Raw genomic sequence first — 17,059 nt, 5'->3', positions numbered from 1 at the left:
GAGCTGCCGCGGGTAGGCCGACCAGCCCGCGACGATCAGCTGCGGCCGGTTCTCCCGGGCCAGGCGGGCGACCTCGTCCATGTCGACCCGGTGATCATCGTCGCGCACCGTGTAGGGCACCACGTTGTACAACTTCCCGGAAAAGTTGATCTTCATCCCGTGGGTCAGGTGACCACCGTGCGCCAGATCCAGACCCATGATGGTGTCACCCGGCTTGAGCAGCGCGAACATCGCCGCGGCGTTGGCCTGCGCACCCGAGTGCGGCTGCACGTTGGCGTACTCCGCACCGAACAGCGCCTTGACCCGGTCGATGGCCAGCCGCTCGACCACGTCGACGTGCTCGCACCCGCCGTAGTACCGCTTGCCCGGGTAGCCCTCCGCGTACTTGTTCGTCAGGACCGAACCCTGCGCCTCCAGCACCGACCGCGGCGCGAAATTCTCCGAAGCGATCATCTCCAGCGTGCTCTGCTGGCGGTTCAGCTCGGCACCGACCGCCCCCGCCACCTCGGGGTCCACCGCGGCGAGCTGGTCGTTGAACAGGTCAGGTGTCGACATGGTGTTGCCTCCTGTAGTGATCTCTCAGGCGTTGCGGCGGTAGAAGGGGAGCTCGACGACCTCCACCGGCGCGGTCCTGCCCCGGATGTCCACCTGCAGCGCGGTGCCCGGCGCGCTGTGCGCCCGGTCCACGTAGGCCATCGCCACCGGGTGCCCCAGCGTCGGCGACGGCGCACCGCTGGTGACCTCGCCGACCTCGGTGCCCGCGTCGTCGAGGACCCGGTAGCCGTGCCGGGGAGCGCGGCGCTGGTCGGTGGTCAGCCCGACCAGGGTGCGCGCGGTGGGCTGCTCGGCGACCGCGGCCAGCGCCGCCTTGCCGACGAAGTCGCCCGGCTTGTCGAGCTTGACCACGCGGCCCAGGTTGGCGTGGAACGGGGTCAGCTCGGTGGAGAGCTCGTGGCCGTGCAGCGGCATCCCGGCCTCCAGCCGCAGCGTGTCCCGGCAGGACAGCCCGGCGGGCCGCAGCTCGTGCTCGGCGCCCGCCTCGGTCAGCGCCTGCCAGATGGCCGCCGCGTCGCCCGGCGCGGTGAACAGCTCGAAGCCGTCCTCGCCGGTGTAACCGGTGCGGGCCAGCAGCACCGGGTGACCGGCCACCGCGCTCCGGTAGCCGGCGAAGTACTTGACCTCGGTGAGGTCGGTGTCGGTCAGCGGGGCCAGGATCGCGGCGGCGCGGGGGCCCTGCACCGCCAGCAGCGCGTACTCCTCGGAGACGTCGGCGAACTCGGCGTCGAACCCGCCGACGCGCTCGGCGAGCTCGGCGGCGACCACCGCGGCGTTCGCGGCGTTGGCCACCACCAGGTACTCCTGCTCGGTGAGCCGGTAGACGATGAGGTCGTCGAGCACGCCGCCCCGCTCGTCGCAGAGCATCGTGTAGCGGGCGCGGCCCGGTTTGATCCCCGACGCCTTCGCCACCAGCGCGTGGTCCAGGGCCTCGGCGGCCTGCGGGCCGCTGATCCGGAGCTCGCCCATGTGGGTGAGATCGAACAGCCCCGCGGCGGTGCGCACGGCGTGGTGCTCGGCGGTGTCACCGGAGTACCGCAGCGGCATCCGCCAGCCCGCGAACTCGGTGAAGGTGGCGCCGAGCGACTCGTGCACCTCGTGCAGCGGGGTCCGTCGTGGCGACGACATGGCTATGGCTCCTCCTGGTGGGCGCGGGTCGGCGGACGAGGGGCCGGTCAGCCGCGCGAAGCACAACCATATCCGGGGCACCCCGACGTCGACCTGCGCGGGTTCGCGCTGGTCGGGGTCTCCCCGGAGTCATTGGCCTGAGAGTTTCACCGCGGTCCGGCGCCAGGACACCGGGCGGCTTGCACCGTGGGCGAGGAGCGGGGCTCCTGCTTTTCTCCGTGTTCGCCTGCTGTCGCGCGGTGCCGGTGCCTGAGAGTTTCTTGGGGAGATTGCTCCTTCGGCGCCCCGTGACGTGGGGTCTCTCCCGCACGACGTCGTCGGCGCGGTCTTGAGTTGTGGGCCGGTCGGATTCGGACGCTACGGAGGTGCGGGAAGCCAGTCAACACAACGCGAGGGTGATCTCAGGTGGAAGGTGTGGTGGTCCTTGTGCGTGGCGGTGCCAGTGGCGGAACCTCAGCGGCCTTCTCGTCGGGAAGGTGTTGTGGTCCGGTTGCGTGACGGTGCGGGTGGCGGAACCTCAGCGGCCTTCTCGCTCCGGGCGCCCTTCCTCATGTACCAACCACGTACACAGCGTCAGGGCGTCCTCGCGAGAAGACCGCTGAGAACCCGCGGCGGTGCCGGTTGCTCAGGTGGGGCAAGACGTAAGCGGCTTTCGCCGCTTGCCTGACGGCGGTTGGGCGAGCTTGCGGGTTCGGCTGGAAGCGGCTGGCGCCGCTTGCCTGGCGGTGGTGCTTCTTGTGCGCGAGTGCAGGAGCGTTCGCCCGTTCGTGAAGTGAGTGAGGGGCACCCTTGTCCGAGTTACTTGGGCAAGGGTGCCCCTCACTCAGGTCGCAGACGGGTGAACGGGAGCCCGTGGCGGTCGGGTGGCTCAGTCGGGCTTGGTGGTGAGGTCGTGGTGGAGGCGGGTCAGGCTGTCGACCAGGGCGGCGAGTGCGAGCTCGAAGCTGTCCGCGTCGATCTCGGCGGCGTGCTCGCGCAGCAGGTGGGCCCGGTCCAGGTGGGGGAAGCGCTCGTCGTAGACCTCCGCCTCGTCGGGGAAACCGGCCGAGAAGGAGCCCATCGCCGAGCCGACCACCAGGTACTTGGTGGAGGCGCCGATCATCGTCGCGTACCGCTGCGGCCAGCCCGCCGAGGTGAGCCCGCCGTGCACGGCGTCGGCGCGGCGCAGCGCGGTCTCCCGCCGGGCCGGGCCGGAGGCCAGGAACGGGACCAGGTGGGGGTGCGCGATGAGCGCGGCCCGGAACGAGCGCGCCCAGGTGCGCAGCCCGGTCGCCCAGTCCTGCTCGAAGCCGCTGACGTCCACGGCGCGCATCACGCCGTCGGCGATCTCGTGCAGCAGCTCGTCCTTGCCGGGCACGTGGTTGTAGAGCGACGCGGCCTTGACGCCGAGCCGGTCGGCGAGCCGCCGCATGGACAGCGCTTCCAGCCCGAGCTCGTCGATGATCTCCAGACCGGCCAGCCGGATGCGGTCCGGCGACAGCAGGGGATTGCTGGGGCGGGGCACGGTCCCTCCTCCTCGGAACACCCTTGCGGGCCTCGTCGCGGCGGTCCTAGACTCCCATAAAACTAACGCCGTTAGTCACAGGGCGCGGAAAGGAAAGCCCCATGGTCGACTTCTCGCTGTCGGAGACCGAGCGCGACATCCGCGACTGGGTCCGCAACTTCGTCCAGCGCGAGCTGGTGCCGCTGGAGCCGGAGGTGCTGCGCCGGGAGCGCGCCGGCGAGCGCGGCCTCACCAAGGACGAGCAGCGGGAGCTCCAGGACAAGGCCAAGCAGGCGGGCTTCTGGGGGGTGCAGACCCCGGAGGAGTACGGCGGGATGGACCTCTCCGCCGTGATGTCGGCGCTCATCGAGGTCGAGCTGGGCCGCACCTTCGTGCCGTTCCGGTTCGGCGGGTACGCCGACAACATCCTCTACCACGCCAACGAGGAGCAGAAGCGGGAGTACCTGCTGCCCACCATCGAGGGCACCCGCAAGTCCTGCTTCGCGATCACCGAGCCGGGCGCCGGGTCCGACGCCAAGAACCTGCGCACCACCGCGCGCAAGGAAGGCTCGGAGTGGGTCGTCAACGGCGAGAAGACGTTCATCACCGGCGGCATCGACGCCGACTTCGTGATGGTGTTCGCGGTCACCGACCGGGAGAAGGGGGCCGACGGCGGCGTCACCTGCTTCCTCGTCGACCGCGACATGGGCTGGAAGTCCGAGCCGATCGACATCATGGGCCCGTGGGAGCGCCGCCCCGCCGCGCTGGTGTTCGACGAGGTCCGGGTGCCCGAGCGCAACGTGCTCGGCGAGGTCGGGAAGGGCTTCCGGCTGGCGATGCAGTGGATCGGCCGCGGCCGGTACCTGCTGCCCGCGCACGCCCTCGGCGCCTGCGAGCGGCTGCTGGAGATGGGCATGGACTACGCCAAGACCCGCGAGACCTTCGGCGAGCCGATCGCCGAGCGGCAGGCGATCCAGTGGATGGTGGCCGACTCCGCGGTGGAGATCGAGGCGCTGCGCTGGCTGGTGCTGCACGCCGCGTGGCAGGTCGACCAGGGCGGCGACTCCCGGCACGCCCAGTCCATCGCCAAGCTCTACGGCGGCACCCGCGCCGGGGAGATCGTGGACCGGGTGCTCCAGATGCACGGCGGCATGGGCTACACCAAGGAGCTGCCCATCGAGCGCTGGTACCGCGACCTGCGGCTGCTGCGGATCTTCGAGGGCACCGACGAGATCCAGCGCCGCACCATCGCCCGCAACCTCCTCAAGGGCCACGCCTCGGTCTCCGGCGCCCTCGGCTGACCGTCCCGTCCCTGGTCAGGGGGTACCTTCATCCGGCACAGTCGGATGCAGGTGCCCCTCGCTCATTCCCCTTCCGGGTGAAATGGGAGGTGCTGGTGGGGCGGTGGCCGGTGGGCGGTTCGCCGAGATCGTCGGGAGCCGGCCGGGAGTGGGTACCCTGGGGGTGGAGTTGATCGCGGCTCGACCGCGCCCGGCCGGAGCTGAGGAGACGCTATGTCGTTGTTCAAGAAGGTCAGCCAGTTCGCCAGCAGCCCGCAGGGCCGCAAGGCGATGGAGCAGGCGAAGAAGTACGCCTCCGACCCCAAGAACAAGGAGAAGATCGACCAGGTCAAGAACAAGCTGTTCGGCAAGGGCAAGGGCCACTGACCGAGGCTTCCGCGACCCCCGGTCCGCCCGGGGGTCGTTTTCACGCGCCGGGCGCGTAGCGCACCACCGGCACCGGGCCGCTCCCGGCGGGAACGTCCCGCAGCAGCCCGACCACGGCGTCCACGGTGTCGGCCGCCAGGTCGGCGAGCGCCACGTGCGCGGTGGCCCCGGCCGCCCGCGCCGTGCGCAGCGCCGGGACCAGGCCGCGCACCAGGGCCTCGGCGGCGGGCCGGTTCTTCACCCACAGCTGCTCGAAGCCGGTGACCAGCACCGCCTCGCACCCCGATCCCGTCAGGGCCCCCTCCACCGACGCCGCTCCGGGGGTCAGGGCGCCCAGCAGCGCACCCAGGTCCGGACCGCCGCGCGCGTCCAGCACGGCGCTGCGCTCCCGCCCGGTGAAGGCCCCGTGCAGCGACGGCGGGAGGTCCAGGTGCACGGCCACCGGCTCGCCGTCCACCGGCGCGAGCCGCCCCGGGGGCAGGTCGTGCACCACGATCGGCTCCGGCGGACGGCGGTGGAAGGTGATCTGCGGGTCGTAGGGCTCGTCGGGGTCGTCGAACACCTCCACGACGAACTCCCGGTCCGGGAACTCGGCGGCCAGCAACGCCCGCCAGCAGTCGGCGAGGGTGTTCACGAGCGTGGACAGGTCCGCATCGTGCGGCTCCAGGTCATCGTTGCCGAAGAGGTCCTGGAGCGACAGCAGGTTCGAGTGCCGTTCCACGAGGTCGATCCGATCGTCGAACCTCCTGAAGAACGTGTCGATCGCCTGCCGCCGGTCGCCGCTGTCGTCGGCGCTGGATCCCGAGAAGAACATGCCCCCCCGGTGCTCGATGAACTCCGGGCGGAACAGCCACTGGGCGGCGAGCACGAATTCGATCCCGCCGCCCCACCCGAGGAAGCTGAGCGGCGTGAACCCGGGACCGTTCGTCTTGCGCCACGGGTCCAGGAAGCTGGGGAAACGACGGGGCTCGGCACCGTCCTGCTCATTCATCGGTAGTCCGTTTCCTGTTCTTCCGCGTTCCGCACCTCGGATTGTCCGACGTGGACCTCACCGGTCTTGGGGTTCGTGTGCAACGAGAACTCGTGCACGTGCCCGGTCATGCCCCCGTGCGTGCCGACGATGTCGACGCGCTTGATGATAAAGCCGCGTTCGTCGTAGACGGAGTAGCTCGTGATCGCTCCCGTCCCAGGTGGATTCCGCAGGAAGAGGACCTCGTTCGGGTCGGCTTCCTTCGGCAGCTTCCGGCCGCCGCGTCCTCGGCCCGGCTCGGTCCACTCCGAACCGTTGGCGATGAGTTCTCGGGCGTGCGGGAGGGGGCCGTCCCGCCGGTACTCCGGTGGCGGCGGGGGCGGTGGCACCGGCGGTGGTGGCGGCGGTGGTTCGGGGCCGAAGAGGGACTCGACGAAGTCGACGATGCTCTGGAACGCGCGCTTGGCGACGTCGAGCACCGTCCTGGCCACCGAGCGCAGGAGCTGCCCGAGGCGGTGCAGCAGCGGCCGGAGCGCGTTGGCCAGCATCCGCAGCAGCGTGCTGATCAGGGGCGCCACGACCGCTCCGGCGGCCTGGTGCCGGACCCGCTCCCGCTGGGCGTGCCCGGCCGCGAGCACCTCGACGGCGGTGCCCTTGGTCACGCCCGTGGCCGTGGCCAGCGCGTCCACGGCCGTGGCGACCTGGTGCGCCGCCGCCGCGCCGAGCGCGACCCGCGGTTCCAGCTCCGCCCACCGGGCGGTGAAGGCGTCCACCGCGCGGCCCCGGTGGTGGGCGGCGACCGCGCGCGCCGGGGGAGCGGCGCGGTCGCGCAGCTCCGCCAGGCGGTCACCGGTCCGGCGCCAGCCGTCGGCCAGGTCCCGGAGCCGGTCCTCGTCGGCTTCCGGCCACGGTTCGCCGACCTCGGCGAGCAGGGCGGCGAGTTCGCCGGGCAGCGCGATGCTCATCGCGGCGGCCGCAGCTCGTCGCTCAGGCGGCGGAGCCGGTCGGCGTGCTCGCGGTCGGTCTCCTCGGTGTCGTCGGCGGTGGCGCGCAGGGCCGCGCCCAGCTCGTCGACCCCGCGGCCGAGCGCCGCCACCGCGCGGGCGGCGAGGTCGGCGAGCTCCTGGTGCGCCGCGCCGAAGTCCGCGCCCGCGTCGTCGACGCCCCACACCGAGGCGTCCCCCGCGGTGTCGGCGCGAGCGCGGCCCGCGGCGGCGCCGAGGTCGGCCCCGGCGGCGCGGAGCTCGCCGCCCGACTCCCGCATCCGGTCCGGGTCGACCGAGAACGTTCCCACGGTGGTGCACCTCCGATTCCCGGCGGACGGTAGTGGGCCGATCGGCGGTGTGGGATGGTTTCGCGGAAAACCGTTCTGATCTTGGGCTGGTGGGCGACGTGGACGACGAGGTGCGGGGCAGCGGTGCGGCGGCCGAGGGCGCGGTGCGGGCCGTGCTCGACGCGAACGGGCGGCTGACCGGGTTGGAACTGGAGCCGGAGCTGCTGGAGCGGGGCGCGCCCGCCGTGGCGGAGGCGGTGCGCGAGGCGGTCACCGCCGCGCAGGACGACCTCGCCGAGCGGCTGCGCACCGACAGCGGGGCGATGGGCGCCTTCGAGGACCAGCTCGACCAGCTCACCGCCGGTTTCGAGAAGGCCATCGAGAAGGTCACCCGCGATCTCGCCGACGCGCAGAAGCGCCTGGAGGGCTGAGTCGCATCGGATCGCCGACGCGATCGCTGATTCCGGAATCGTCGGGGAATTGACGTCGTGCGGTGAATCCGCTTTCCGATCGCCGCCGCGCCTGATGCCGTCGCGGATTCCGCCCGGGATCGCGGGCGGTCGTCGTCGCCGGACCCGCGCACCGGCCGTTCCCGGCACGTTCCGGGGAATCGGGATCCGGCTGCGCGCGTCGATCCGTGCTGCTCGCGCCGCCTCCGGAGCGCTCGGCCAGGTGCGCGAAAAATGATTCATGAAATCGTCGATGGGCCTTTCGTGGTACCGCTTCGGGTGTATTGACCCGCCAAATTCGCCTCGGTAGCTTCGTGAATCGCCGCGACAACCGGCAATCAATCCTCTGGGAAAGGACGGATTCGCGATGGCCGAGAACGGGATCGACGTGCGGGACGGCGCTTACGAGGCGCCGGCGATTCTTCCGGTGGGCGACTTCACCGAGGTGACCCGGATCAAGACCAGCGGGAACTACATCGACAGCCCGTACGGGGTGTTCTGCATCGGCAACTGCGGGTGAGCGCACCGGTGATCGCGACCGCGCGGTCACCGCTGGTCCCCGAACGATGAAGCACCACGGCCTGGTCGGTTCCGGCGTTCGAACGGCGTGCGCGGGTCGGACACCGGTCCAGGCCGTCGGTGCCGGAGCGAGCAGGAGCGTCGTGGAATTCACCGTGTTCCCGGACAGTCCCTCGGCGGAACCGCTGGTCCGGCGGCTGGAGTGGGACGGTGCGCAGGTGCTGCACCACGCCTCGGGCCGGCCCTGGGTGGTCGGCCGGTGGGACGCCGGAGCCGTCGTGGACGTGGTGGCGGGGCCGAAGCGGCTGGTGCTCCTCGGGCGCAGCGACGTCGGCGCCGACGAGCTGCGGGCGCGCCTGGCCCGGTTATCCGGCGTCGAGGACCTGGACCGGGTGCTCTCCGGCGTGCCGGGCTGCTTCCACGCCCTCCTCGCCCTCGACGGCGACGTGCGGGTCCAGGGCAACATCGCCGCGAACCGGCGGATCTTCCACACCACCGCCGACGGCGTCCCGGTGGCGGCCGACCGGCCGGAGCGGATCGCGGCGCTGGCCGGGTCCCGGCTGGACGAGCGCGTGCTCGCGCTGCACCTGCTCGCCCCGTACGGCCCGCCGTGGCCGCTGAGCGACCTCGGCCCGTGGTGCGGCGTGCGGGCCGTGGCCGGCGGCCACTACCTGCGGATGCGCCCGGACGGCGAGGTGCGGGACGTCCGGTGGTGGCGCCCGCCGGAACCCGAGGTCGCGCTGCCCGCGGGACGCGAGGTGCTGCGCGCCGCGCTGGAGGACGCGGTGCGGACCTGCGGCGGGCGGGACGGGACCGCCCTCACCAGCTTCGACCTGTCCGGCGGGATGGATTCGACCAGCCTGTGCTTCCTGGCCGGTCGGGCCGGGCTGCGGTTCTCGACCGTGCACCACGAATCCGTCGATCCCGCCAACGCCGACCACGCCTGGGCCGAGTGGTGCCGGCCGCGGCTGGCGGCCGACGGCCACCGCCTGCTGCGCGCCGGTTCGTGGTCGGGCTTCTACGGCGAGGTGAGCGAACCCGATCCGCACGGCCCCAGCCTCGAAGCCCCGTACGTCCACCTGAGCAGGCACCTGGTCGAGCGGCTCGCCGAGTCCGCGGCCGAGGCCGGGGCGCACGCGCACGTCGGGGGGCACGGTTCGGACGAGCTGTTCCGCACCGAGCTGACCTTCTGCAACGCGTTCGTCCGCAGGCACCCGATCCGCTCCCTGCCGTACCTGCGGCGGACCCGCGCGAACCGCCGGATGACCGTGGCGGGGACGCTCCGGGCGCTGCGCCCGCCGATCCCGTTCGCCGAGTGGCTGCGCCGCTGCGGTGAGACCGTGACGGACCCGGTCGGCGCCGCCGGGGTGGGCTGGGACCACCCGGCCAGGATGCCGGTGTGGGCGACGCCGGAGGCGGTCGCGATCGTGCGGCGGTTCTTCGCCGAAGCCGCCGCGAGCGATCCGGAACCGTTCAGCCCGATGCCGTTGCAGCACGAGATGCTGCGGCAGGTCCAGTCCAACGGGATGACCGTGCGGCAGTGCTCGCGGATCGCGGAGCCCTTCGGCGTCTCGTTCGAGGCGCCCTACCTCGACGACCAGGTGGTCGAGGCGGCGATGTCGATCCGGCTGCGGGACCGCGTCCGGGACGGCCGCAACAAGCCGGTGCTGGCCGCCGCCCTGGCGGGCGCGGTACCGGACGAGCTGCTGAACCGGGCGTACAAGGGCGTCGGGAACCAGGACCTGTACCAGAGCTTCGACCGGCACCGGGCGGCGCTGCGCGCGCTGTGGGACGACTCCCGCCTCGCCCGGCTCGGCTTCATCGATCCGGAGCGGCTGCGCTCGACCGTGTTCGGGCTGCACGCCACGCTGCTGCCGATCCTGCCCCTGCAACCCACGCTGGCGTGCGAGCTGTGGCTCCGCTCGGACGAGGTCGCCGGTCGGCTGGGCACCGGCGCGGGACCGGCCCCGGCACCGGCCGCGGGGGGAGAGCGGTGATCGAGTTCGCGCCGCAGGTGATCCTCACCGAGACCGAGCACGGCGTGGTCCTGCTCGACGGGGAGACCGGCGGGTACTGGATCACCAACGGCAACGGCGCCGTCGTCGTGCGGTCCCTCGCCCGGGACGGCACGGCCGCGGACGCGGCCACCGCGCTGCGCGCCGCGAACCCGTCGCTGGACGGGGACATCGCCGCGCGGGACGTCGCGGCACTGCTCGACGAGCTGCGGCGGAGCGGGCTGGTGCTGCCATGAGCGTGCGGGTGACGGGCTGGGAACCGGCGGGTCCGGTGCGCTGGTGGTGGCGTCCGGTGGCCCTGGTCGCGGTGCTCGGCGCTCGGTTCCTGGGCCGGTTGAAACCCGCCAGGCTGCGCCGGGTGCTCGAAGCCGCTCGGCGGGGCGCGCGCCCGGCCACCGGCGCGGAGGCGCGGCGCGCCCTGGACGCGGTGCTGGCGGTGAGCGTGCGCTGCGGCGGCGAGTGGTGCCTGGAGCGGGCGATCGCCACCGCGCTGACCTGCCGGTTGACCGGGACCTGGCCGGAGTGGTGCACCGGGGTCCGGATGCAGCCGTTCGAGGCCCACGCCTGGGTGGCCGTCGACGGCGAGCCGATCGGGGAGAACCCGCACACGATGCCGCACTTCCGGGTCGTGTGGAGCGTCCCGCCCGCCGACCGCCGCGCGTGACGATCCCCCGATCTTCGGACTGCCGCCGAACCGTGATCGACAGTAGGGTCCCGGTGGCACCGGAGGCGAGGAGGTCGTGGTGGCGAAGGCCTACGTCGTCGGCACGTTCGACACCAAGGGCGCCGAGCTGCGCTACGTCGCCGGCTTGCTGGCGGCGCGGCACGAGGTCGTCACCGTCGACGTGAGCACCAGCGGTGCCGCCGATTCCGGGGCCGACGTCCCGGCCGCCGAGGTCGCCGCGCACCACCCGGACGGCCCCGGGGCGGTGTTCACCGGGCAGCGCGGGTCGGCGGTCGCCGCGATGAGCACCGCGCTGCGCCGCTTCCTGCCCGGCCGGGCGCCCGACGGCGTCCTCGGGCTCGGCGGTTCCGGCGGCACCGCCCTGATCACCCCGGCGCTGCGCGACCTGCCGATCGGCGTGCCGAAGGCGGTGGTGTCCACCGTGGCCTCCGGCGACGTGTCGGCCTACGTGGACGCCAGCGACATCGCGATGTTCCCGTCGGTCACCGACGTGGCCGGGCTGAACCGGATCTCCCGCACCGTGCTCGGCAACGCCGCGCACGCGCTGCTCGGGGCGCTGGCGCACCCGGTGCCCGCGGGCGAGGACCGGCCCGCCGTCGCGCTGTCGATGTTCGGCGTCACCACGCCGTGCGTGTCGGCCGTGGCCGAGCGGCTGCGCGCCGAGCACGACCCGCTGGTCTTCCACGCGACCGGGGTCGGCGGGCGGGCGCTGGACAACGTGGTCGGCACCGGGATGGTGCGGGCCGCGCTGGACCTCACCACCACCGAGGTCGCCGACCTCGTCGCCGGGGGCGTGATGAGCGCGGGGGAGCAGCGGTTCGACGCCGCCGCCCGCACCGGAGTGCCGTTCGTGGCCTCCTGCGGCGCCCTCGACATGGTCAACTTCGGTCCGCTCGACACCGTGCCCGCGCACTACCGCGACCGCCTGCTGCACGAGCACAACGCGCAGGTCACGCTGATGCGCACCACGCCGGAGGAGTGCCGCGCGATCGCGGAGTTCCTCGCCCGCAAGCTCAACGCCCACCCCGGACCGGTGCGCCTGCTGCTGCCGGAGGGCGGGGTCTCGGCGCTCGACGCGCCGGGGGAGGCGTTCCACGACCCGGCCGCCGATGCGGTCCTGTTCGACGAGCTGGAACGGCAGGTGCGCACCGGGCCGGGCCGGATCGTGCGCCGGGTGCCGCACCACCTCAACGACCCCGGGTTCGCCGATGCCGTGATCGCGGCGTTCCACGAGGTCACGACCCCTGCGGAGGCGATGTGACGGCACGACCCGACCGCGCGGAGATCCTCCGGCGGCTGCACGAGAAGGTCGCGCGCGGCGAGCCGGTCATCGGCGGCGGCGCGGGCACCGGGCTCTCCGCCAAGTGCGAGGCGGCCGGGGGCATCGACCTCGTCGTGCTCTACAACTCGGGCCGCTACCGGATGGCCGGGCGCGGCTCGCTGGCCGGGCTGCTGGCCTACGGCAACGCCAACGAGATCGTGCTGGAGATGGCCCGCGAGGTGCTGCCGGTCGTCCCGCGCACCCCGGTGCTGGCCGGGGTCAACGGCACCGACCCGTTCCTGCTGCGCGACCGCTTCCTGCGCGAACTGCGCGACCTGGGCTTCGCCGGGGTGCAGAACTTCCCCACCGTGGGGCTCATCGACGGGGTGTTCCGGGCCAACCTGGAGGAGACCGGGATGAGCTACGACCTGGAGGTCGAGCTGATCGCCGCCGCCCGCGAGGCCGACCTGCTCACCACCCCGTACGTCTTCTCGGCCGACGACGCCCGCGCGATGGCCGAGGCGGGCGCCGACGTGGTGGTCTGCCACCTGGGCCTGACCACCGGCGGCAGCATCGGCGCCGGGACCGCGCCCTCGCTGGACGACTGCGTGCGCTCGATCGACGAGTGGGCGCGGGCGGCGGCCGAGGTCCGCGACGACGTGCTGGTGCTCTGCCACGGCGGGCCGATCGCCGAACCGGCCGACGCCGCGCACGTGCTCGCCCGCACCGAGCGCTGCCACGGCTTCTTCGGCGCGAGCAGCATGGAGCGGTTGCCGGTGGAGCAGGCGATCACCGAGCGCACCCGGGCGTTCACCAACATCACCCGTTGAGGAGGAATCCGTGGCCAGGTCGTACGCGAGCGCGGTCGTCGACGCGCCGGTCGAGCAGGTGTGGGAACTGGTGCGCGACTTCGACGGGCTGCCCCGCTGGCACCCGGCGATCGAGCGCAGCGAGATCGAAGGCGGTGGTCCCGCCGACCGGATCGGCGCGGTGCGACGGCTCGCGCTCGGCGCGGGAGGTGAGGTGCGGGAGCGGCTGGTCGCCCTCGACGACACCGCCCGCAGCACCAGCTACGAGTTCGTGACCAGCCCGTTCCCGGTGCGCCGCTACCGCGCCACGCTCCGCGTCGCCGAGGACACGGCGGGCGGGCGCAGCTTCGTGGAGTGGTGCGCCGACTACGACGCGGACGCCGCCGACGAGGCCGAGCTCGACCGCACCTTCGCCACCGGCGTCTTCGCCGCCGGGCTCGCGGGACTCCAGCGCCACATCACCGAGTAGAGCGCCACGTCACCGAGTAGGGCGACGCGCCGTAACCGGTTCGACGCGGCCGTCCACCACCGGGTGATGCGCGCCGGTTAGAGTCTGGCCCGTGTCAAGCGTGAGCCCCGATCCCGCCCCCGCCGATCGGGTCGTCGTCACCGGAGGTTCCGGTTTCGTCGGCCGTGCGGTCGTGCAGGCCTTCGTCGAACGCGGTACCCCGGTCACCATCGTCGACCTCCAGGAGCCCCCGGAGTCGCTGCGCGGCGACCTGGTGCACTACCTCGCCGGTGATCTGCGCGATCCGGCGGTGCGCGACGCCGCCGTCGAGGAAGGCGCGGCCGGGATCGTCCACCTCGCCGCGATCACCTCGGTGCTGCGCTCGGTGGACCAGCCCGACGACACCTTCGCCACCAACGTCGCGGTCACCCACGGCCTGCTGGAGCTCGCCCGGCTCCGCGGCGTGGACCAGTTCGTGCTGGCCTCCACCAACGCGGTCGTCGGCGACGTCGGGCACGGCACCATCTCCGAAGCGCTGCCGCTGACCCCGCTCACGCCCTACGGCGCCACCAAGGCGGCCTGCGAGATGCTGCTGTCCGGCTACGCCGGGGCCTACGGGCTCAAGGCCGCTGCGCTGCGCTTCACCAACATCTACGGTCCCGGCATGGGGCACAAGGACAGCTTCGTGCCGCGGCTGATGCGCGCGGCGCTCGCGGGCACCGGCGTCGAGGTCTACGGCGACGGCGGCCAGCGCCGCGACTTCGTGCACATCGACGACGTGGTGCAGGGCATCCTCGCGGCCTGGGACAAGGAGTACACCGGCACCGCGGTGATCGGCTCGGGCGACTCCATCTCGGTGCTGGAGCTGATCGAGGCGGTGCGCACCGCGACCGGCGAGCCGGTGCCCAGCACCCACGTGCCCGCCAAGAACGGCGAGATGCCCGCCGTGATCGTCGACGTCACCAAGGCGCAGCGGGAACTCGGCTACACCCCCGCGGTGGAGCTCACCGCCGGGCTGCGCACGGTGTGGGCGGACTTCCGCGCCTCCGCCGCCTCATGACGGCCGCGCTCGGGCGCTTCCTCCGCGCGCACTGGCTGCTCGCGCTCCTGCTGGTGGCCGGGACGGCGCTGCGGGTGGTCGCGCAGCTCGCCTACCGCCCGGCGCTGCTCTACATCGACTCGTTCCGGTACCTCGACGACCTCGGGGTGTTCTTCCCGGGCGGGATCAACCCGATCGGCTACGAGCTGTTCCTGTGGCCGCTGCTGGCGGTGGGCAACCTGACGCTGGTGGCCGCCGTGCAGCACCTGCTCGGGCTCGGTCTCGGCGTGGCGATCTACGCGCTGCTGCGCCGCTTCTCGGTGCGGCCCTGGCTGGCCGCGCTGGCCGCCGCGCCGGTGCTGCTGGACGCCTACCAGGTGCAGATCGAGCACCTGATCATGTCCGACCTGCTGTTCCAGCTGCTGCTGCTCGGCACGATCTACCTGCTGACCTGGTGGGGGACGCCCGGGCCCAAGCTCGCCGCGCTGGCCGGGCTGGTGCTGGCCGCCTCGGTCATCGTGCGCATCGTCGGGGTGACCCTGGTGGTGCCCGCCGCGGTCTTCGTGCTGCTGGCCGCCGGGCTGCGCCCCCGCGACGGGTGGCGCCGCCGGTGGGCCTCGACCGCGGCGCTGGTCGGGGCGTTCGCCGCCGTGCTCGGCGGGTACGCGGGGTACCACATGCTGTGGACCGGGGTGCCCGCGCTGGGCGGCTCCACCGGCAGCGTCGTCTACGGCCGCACCGCCGTGGTGGCCGAGTGCGAGCAGCTCGACCTCACCCCGGAGGAGGAGCTGGTCTGCCCGGACGAGCCGGTCGCGGAACGCCAGCAGAAGGGCATCGACCACTACATCCACTTCTGGCACCAGCAGCACAACGTGGAGAACCTGCTGCCGGAAGGCATGGACTTCGTCTCCGCGCAGGGCTCGCTGGCCGCCAAGGTGCTGCTCAACCAGCCGCTGGACGTGATCGGCGGGGTCGTCGAGGACTTCCTCAAGGGCTTCGCGCCGACCCGCACCCAGAGCCCCGGGGACGTCCCGCTGCACCGGTGGCAGTTCCAGACCTTCTACCCGATGTACGCCGACGAGTGGTACGTGGCCGAGTGGGTGGAGCGCCACGACGACGGCGAGATCTCCGTCGACCCGGAGCTGGCCGGCTTCCTGCGCGCCTACCAGCTGGGCGGCGGCTACACCTCGGGCACCGTCCTCGGCGTGGCGCTGCTGGTCGCGGTGCTCGCGGTGGCCGGTGCCGGCCGGGCGCGGCGCTCCGGCCTCCGCTCGGTCGTGCTGCTGCCCGCCGGGCTCGCCACCACCGTGCTCGGCACCGCCGCCGCGATGGAGTTCTCCTGGCGGTACCAACTGCCCAGCCTGGTGCTGCTGCCGCTGGCGGGAGCGCTGGCCATCACCGCCGTCCTGGGCGGGCGCAGGCCGCCCGCGCCGCACGCATCCCCGAAGGAGACCGAGATGACGGCCTACCCGGACCCGGTGGACCGGGCCGCGCTGGACGACTACGCCACCCGCTACGGCGACCACCGGTTCGCCCCGGTCGTGGTGCTCATCGCCGCCTACAACGAGCAGGAGGCGCTCGGCGGCGTGCTGGACGGGATGCCGTCGAGCAGCTGCGGCCTCGACGTGGACACCCTGGTCGTGGTGGACGGGGCCACCGACGGCACCGCCGAGGTGGCGGTGGGCCGCGGCGTGCAGACCTGCGTCGCCCCCGCCAACCGCGGGCAGGGCGCGGCGCTGCGGCTGGGCTACCACCTGGCGGCCGAGCGCGGCGCCCGGTACGTGATCACCACCGACGCCGACGGCCAGTACGACATCACCGAGCTGCCGAAGCTGCTGCAACCGCTGATCGACGACCGGGCGGACTTCGTCACCGGTTCGCGCCGCCTGGGCAGCAACGAGCGCCCGGCGCTGGTCCGGCGGATCGGCACCCACGTGTTCGCCTGGGCGGTCAGCGCGCTGACCCGGCAGCGGATCACCGACACCTCGTTCGGCTTCCGCGGGATGAAGGCCGAGGTGCCGGTGTCGGTCACCCTGGAGCAGCCGCAGTACCAGTCCTCGGAGCTGCTGGTCGGCGTGCTCAGCCGCGGTTACCGGGTGCTGGAGCAGCCGATGCGGATGCTGGTGCGCGCGGCGGGCAAGTCCAAGAAGGGCGGCGCGCTGCGCTACGGCTACAACTACTCGAAGGTCGTGTTCGGCACTTGGCTGCGGGAACGCCGGGCCACCGCGTCGCGGCGGGCGCCGGAGCCGGTCAGCGAGGCCGCGGTGGCCGCCGAGCGGTGAACACCAGCCGGTCGATCAGGAAGAACTTCACCACGAACATCACCGCGTAGGTGCCGACGAAGGCCGCCCAGACCACGACGACCTGGGCGGCCTCCTGGTCGGCGAAGGCGGAGCGGGCGAGGTGCTCGGCGCCGCTGGTGGCCAGCGCGGCCAGCACGGCGGTGCCCACCGAGATCAGGCCGTAGCGCAGCAGCTCGCCGCGCAGCGCGTCCCGGCCACCGCCGCCCCAGGTGCGCCGGTTGAGCGCGAAGTTCGGCACCGCGCCCGCCAGCCAGGCCAGCGCGGTGGCCGCCGCCGGCGCGGCGCCGAGCGCGTAGGCCGCCACGAAGACGACCTGGCTGACCGCGGTGGCGACCACCGACGCCGCCGCGAACCGGCGGGCCAGCCGCCAGTACCGCCCGCGCGTCGGCTGGGTCCCTTCGTCGGCGTGCTGCACCATTGACCCCTCCGCGGTTGCTGCTGCCCGGCTGACCCTA

The 17,059-nt window shown here is 73.0% G+C and carries 19 protein-coding genes and 2 riboswitches; of the genes, 12 read left to right on the top strand and 7 right to left on the bottom strand.

Translation table 11 applies throughout. From position 1 onward, the window contains the following. The 3 genes from ABD976_RS24190 to ABD976_RS24180 form a co-directional block, all read right to left on the bottom strand. On the bottom strand, window positions 1–555 hold a 555-nt coding region (locus ABD976_RS24190), incomplete at its 3' end, for a PLP-dependent aminotransferase family protein (RefSeq protein WP_486374965.1). Window positions 556–579: 24 nt separating this feature from the next. After that, entirely contained in the window at window positions 580–1,683 is a 1,104-nt protein-coding gene (gene gcvT, locus ABD976_RS24185; RefSeq protein WP_345367083.1) for a glycine cleavage system aminomethyltransferase GcvT, read from the bottom strand. A 116-nt stretch (window positions 1,684–1,799) separates the two neighbouring features. Then, window positions 1,800–1,910: riboswitch (glycine riboswitch) on the bottom strand. Then, window positions 1,911–2,000, bottom strand: a riboswitch (glycine riboswitch). Between the two features lie 551 nt (window positions 2,001–2,551). Beyond that, a complete protein-coding gene (locus ABD976_RS24180) occupies window positions 2,552–3,187 on the bottom strand; it encodes a TetR/AcrR family transcriptional regulator (RefSeq protein ID WP_345367081.1) in 636 nt (211 codons plus the stop codon). A 101-nt stretch (window positions 3,188–3,288) separates the two neighbouring features. On the opposite strand from ABD976_RS24180, the gene ABD976_RS24175 reads away from it, so the two are divergent. Both ABD976_RS24175 and ABD976_RS24170 read left to right on the top strand, forming a co-directional pair. After that, window positions 3,289–4,467: an acyl-CoA dehydrogenase family protein gene (locus ABD976_RS24175; RefSeq protein WP_345367079.1), complete on the top strand. Its 1,179-nt coding sequence runs from the start codon at window positions 3,289–3,291 to the stop codon at window positions 4,465–4,467. 213 nt (window positions 4,468–4,680) lie between these two features. After that, window positions 4,681–4,833, top strand: coding sequence for a hypothetical protein (locus ABD976_RS24170; RefSeq protein ID WP_345367077.1), 153 nt, complete (start codon window positions 4,681–4,683; stop codon window positions 4,831–4,833). A 40-nt stretch (window positions 4,834–4,873) separates the two neighbouring features. On the opposite strand, the gene ABD976_RS24165 is transcribed toward ABD976_RS24170, so the two are convergent. The 3 genes from ABD976_RS24165 to ABD976_RS24155 are packed head-to-tail and all read right to left on the bottom strand — an operon-like array spanning window position 4,874 to window position 7,097. Beyond that, the gene (locus ABD976_RS24165; protein ID WP_345367075.1) at window positions 4,874–5,824 is read right to left on the bottom strand and encodes a hypothetical protein; all 951 of its coding nucleotides are present in this window, start codon (window positions 5,822–5,824) and stop codon (window positions 4,874–4,876) included. Continuing rightward, entirely contained in the window at window positions 5,821–6,768 is a 948-nt protein-coding gene (locus ABD976_RS24160; protein WP_345367073.1) for a WXG100-like domain-containing protein, read from the bottom strand. The genes ABD976_RS24165 and ABD976_RS24160 overlap by 4 nt, the downstream gene beginning before the upstream one ends. Beyond that, on the bottom strand, window positions 6,765–7,097 hold the full coding sequence (locus tag ABD976_RS24155) for a type VII secretion target (protein WP_345367071.1): 333 nt from the start codon (window positions 7,095–7,097) through the stop codon (window positions 6,765–6,767). Before ABD976_RS24155 ends, ABD976_RS24160 begins: the two co-directional genes overlap by 4 nt. 89 nt (window positions 7,098–7,186) lie before the next feature. Between ABD976_RS24155 and ABD976_RS24150 the strand changes: the two genes are divergently transcribed. The 10 genes from ABD976_RS24150 (at window position 7,187) to ABD976_RS24105 (ending at window position 16,583) form a co-directional block, all read left to right on the top strand. After that, on the top strand, window positions 7,187–7,507 hold the full coding sequence (locus ABD976_RS24150) for a YbaB/EbfC family nucleoid-associated protein (RefSeq protein ID WP_345367069.1): 321 nt from the start codon (window positions 7,187–7,189) through the stop codon (window positions 7,505–7,507). Between the two features lie 385 nt (window positions 7,508–7,892). After that, window positions 7,893–8,045, top strand: a complete 153-nt coding sequence (locus ABD976_RS24145) for a lasso RiPP family leader peptide-containing protein (protein ID WP_345367067.1) — start codon at window positions 7,893–7,895, stop codon at window positions 8,043–8,045. A 142-nt stretch (window positions 8,046–8,187) separates the two neighbouring features. Continuing rightward, window positions 8,188–10,041, top strand: a complete 1,854-nt coding sequence (locus ABD976_RS24140) for an asparagine synthase-related protein (protein WP_345367065.1) — start codon at window positions 8,188–8,190, stop codon at window positions 10,039–10,041. Continuing rightward, entirely contained in the window at window positions 10,038–10,295 is a 258-nt protein-coding gene (locus tag ABD976_RS24135; RefSeq protein ID WP_345367063.1) for a lasso peptide biosynthesis PqqD family chaperone, read from the top strand. The genes ABD976_RS24140 and ABD976_RS24135 overlap by 4 nt, the downstream gene beginning before the upstream one ends. Then, window positions 10,292–10,723, top strand: coding sequence for a lasso peptide biosynthesis B2 protein (locus ABD976_RS24130; protein ID WP_345367061.1), 432 nt, complete (start codon window positions 10,292–10,294; stop codon window positions 10,721–10,723). Before ABD976_RS24135 ends, ABD976_RS24130 begins: the two co-directional genes overlap by 4 nt. 79 nt (window positions 10,724–10,802) lie before the next feature. After that, complete coding sequence (locus ABD976_RS24125) at window positions 10,803–12,005, top strand: Tm-1-like ATP-binding domain-containing protein (protein WP_345367059.1); 1,203 nt, start codon at window positions 10,803–10,805, stop codon at window positions 12,003–12,005. Next, window positions 12,002–12,835, top strand: coding sequence for a phosphoenolpyruvate hydrolase family protein (locus ABD976_RS24120; protein WP_345367057.1), 834 nt, complete (start codon window positions 12,002–12,004; stop codon window positions 12,833–12,835). Before ABD976_RS24125 ends, ABD976_RS24120 begins: the two co-directional genes overlap by 4 nt. A 10-nt stretch (window positions 12,836–12,845) precedes the next feature. After that, window positions 12,846–13,283 carry an SRPBCC family protein gene (locus ABD976_RS24115; RefSeq protein WP_345367055.1) on the top strand — a complete coding sequence of 146 codons (438 nt, stop codon included), beginning with the start codon at window positions 12,846–12,848 and terminating at the stop codon, window positions 13,281–13,283. A gap of 91 nt (window positions 13,284–13,374) precedes the next feature. Continuing rightward, window positions 13,375–14,322: an NAD-dependent epimerase/dehydratase family protein gene (locus ABD976_RS24110; protein WP_345367053.1), complete on the top strand. Its 948-nt coding sequence runs from the start codon at window positions 13,375–13,377 to the stop codon at window positions 14,320–14,322. Continuing rightward, a complete protein-coding gene (locus ABD976_RS24105; RefSeq protein ID WP_345367051.1) occupies window positions 14,319–16,583 on the top strand; it encodes a glycosyltransferase family 2 protein in 2,265 nt (754 codons plus the stop codon). Before ABD976_RS24110 ends, ABD976_RS24105 begins: the two co-directional genes overlap by 4 nt. Here ABD976_RS24105 and ABD976_RS24100 read toward each other — a convergent pair. After that, window positions 16,552–17,022 (bottom strand): GtrA family protein, encoded by a 471-nt coding sequence (locus ABD976_RS24100; protein WP_345367049.1) that lies wholly within the window; start codon window positions 17,020–17,022, stop codon window positions 16,552–16,554. The two genes, ABD976_RS24105 and ABD976_RS24100, sit on opposite strands and share 32 nt — an antisense overlap. Window positions 17,023–17,059 lie beyond the last annotated feature (37 nt).

Source organism: Saccharopolyspora cebuensis (genome assembly GCF_039542665.1).
Lineage (GTDB): Bacteria > Actinomycetota > Actinomycetes > Mycobacteriales > Pseudonocardiaceae > Saccharopolyspora > Saccharopolyspora cebuensis.
This window is presented reverse-complemented; position numbering and strand designations above follow the sequence as displayed.

Bases quoted from the DNA above. Each gene is read 5' to 3' on its own strand.
- ABD976_RS24100 (WP_345367049.1), bottom strand. From the start codon at position 17,022: ATGGTGCAGCACGCCGACGAAGGGACCCAGCCGACGCGCGGGCGGTAC.
- ABD976_RS24130 (WP_345367061.1), top strand. From the start codon at position 10,292: ATGAGCGTGCGGGTGACGGGCTGGGAACCGGCGGGTCCGGTGCGCTGG.
- ABD976_RS24145 (WP_345367067.1), top strand. From the start codon at position 7,893: ATGGCCGAGAACGGGATCGACGTGCGGGACGGCGCTTACGAGGCGCCG.
- gcvT (WP_345367083.1), bottom strand. From the start codon at position 1,683: ATGTCGTCGCCACGACGGACCCCGCTGCACGAGGTGCACGAGTCGCTC.
- ABD976_RS24170 (WP_345367077.1), top strand. From the start codon at position 4,681: ATGTCGTTGTTCAAGAAGGTCAGCCAGTTCGCCAGCAGCCCGCAGGGC.
- ABD976_RS24105 (WP_345367051.1), top strand. From the start codon at position 14,319: ATGACGGCCGCGCTCGGGCGCTTCCTCCGCGCGCACTGGCTGCTCGCG.
- ABD976_RS24160 (WP_345367073.1), bottom strand. From the start codon at position 6,768: ATGAGCATCGCGCTGCCCGGCGAACTCGCCGCCCTGCTCGCCGAGGTC.
- ABD976_RS24165 (WP_345367075.1), bottom strand. From the start codon at position 5,824: ATGAATGAGCAGGACGGTGCCGAGCCCCGTCGTTTCCCCAGCTTCCTG.
- ABD976_RS24175 (WP_345367079.1), top strand. From the start codon at position 3,289: ATGGTCGACTTCTCGCTGTCGGAGACCGAGCGCGACATCCGCGACTGG.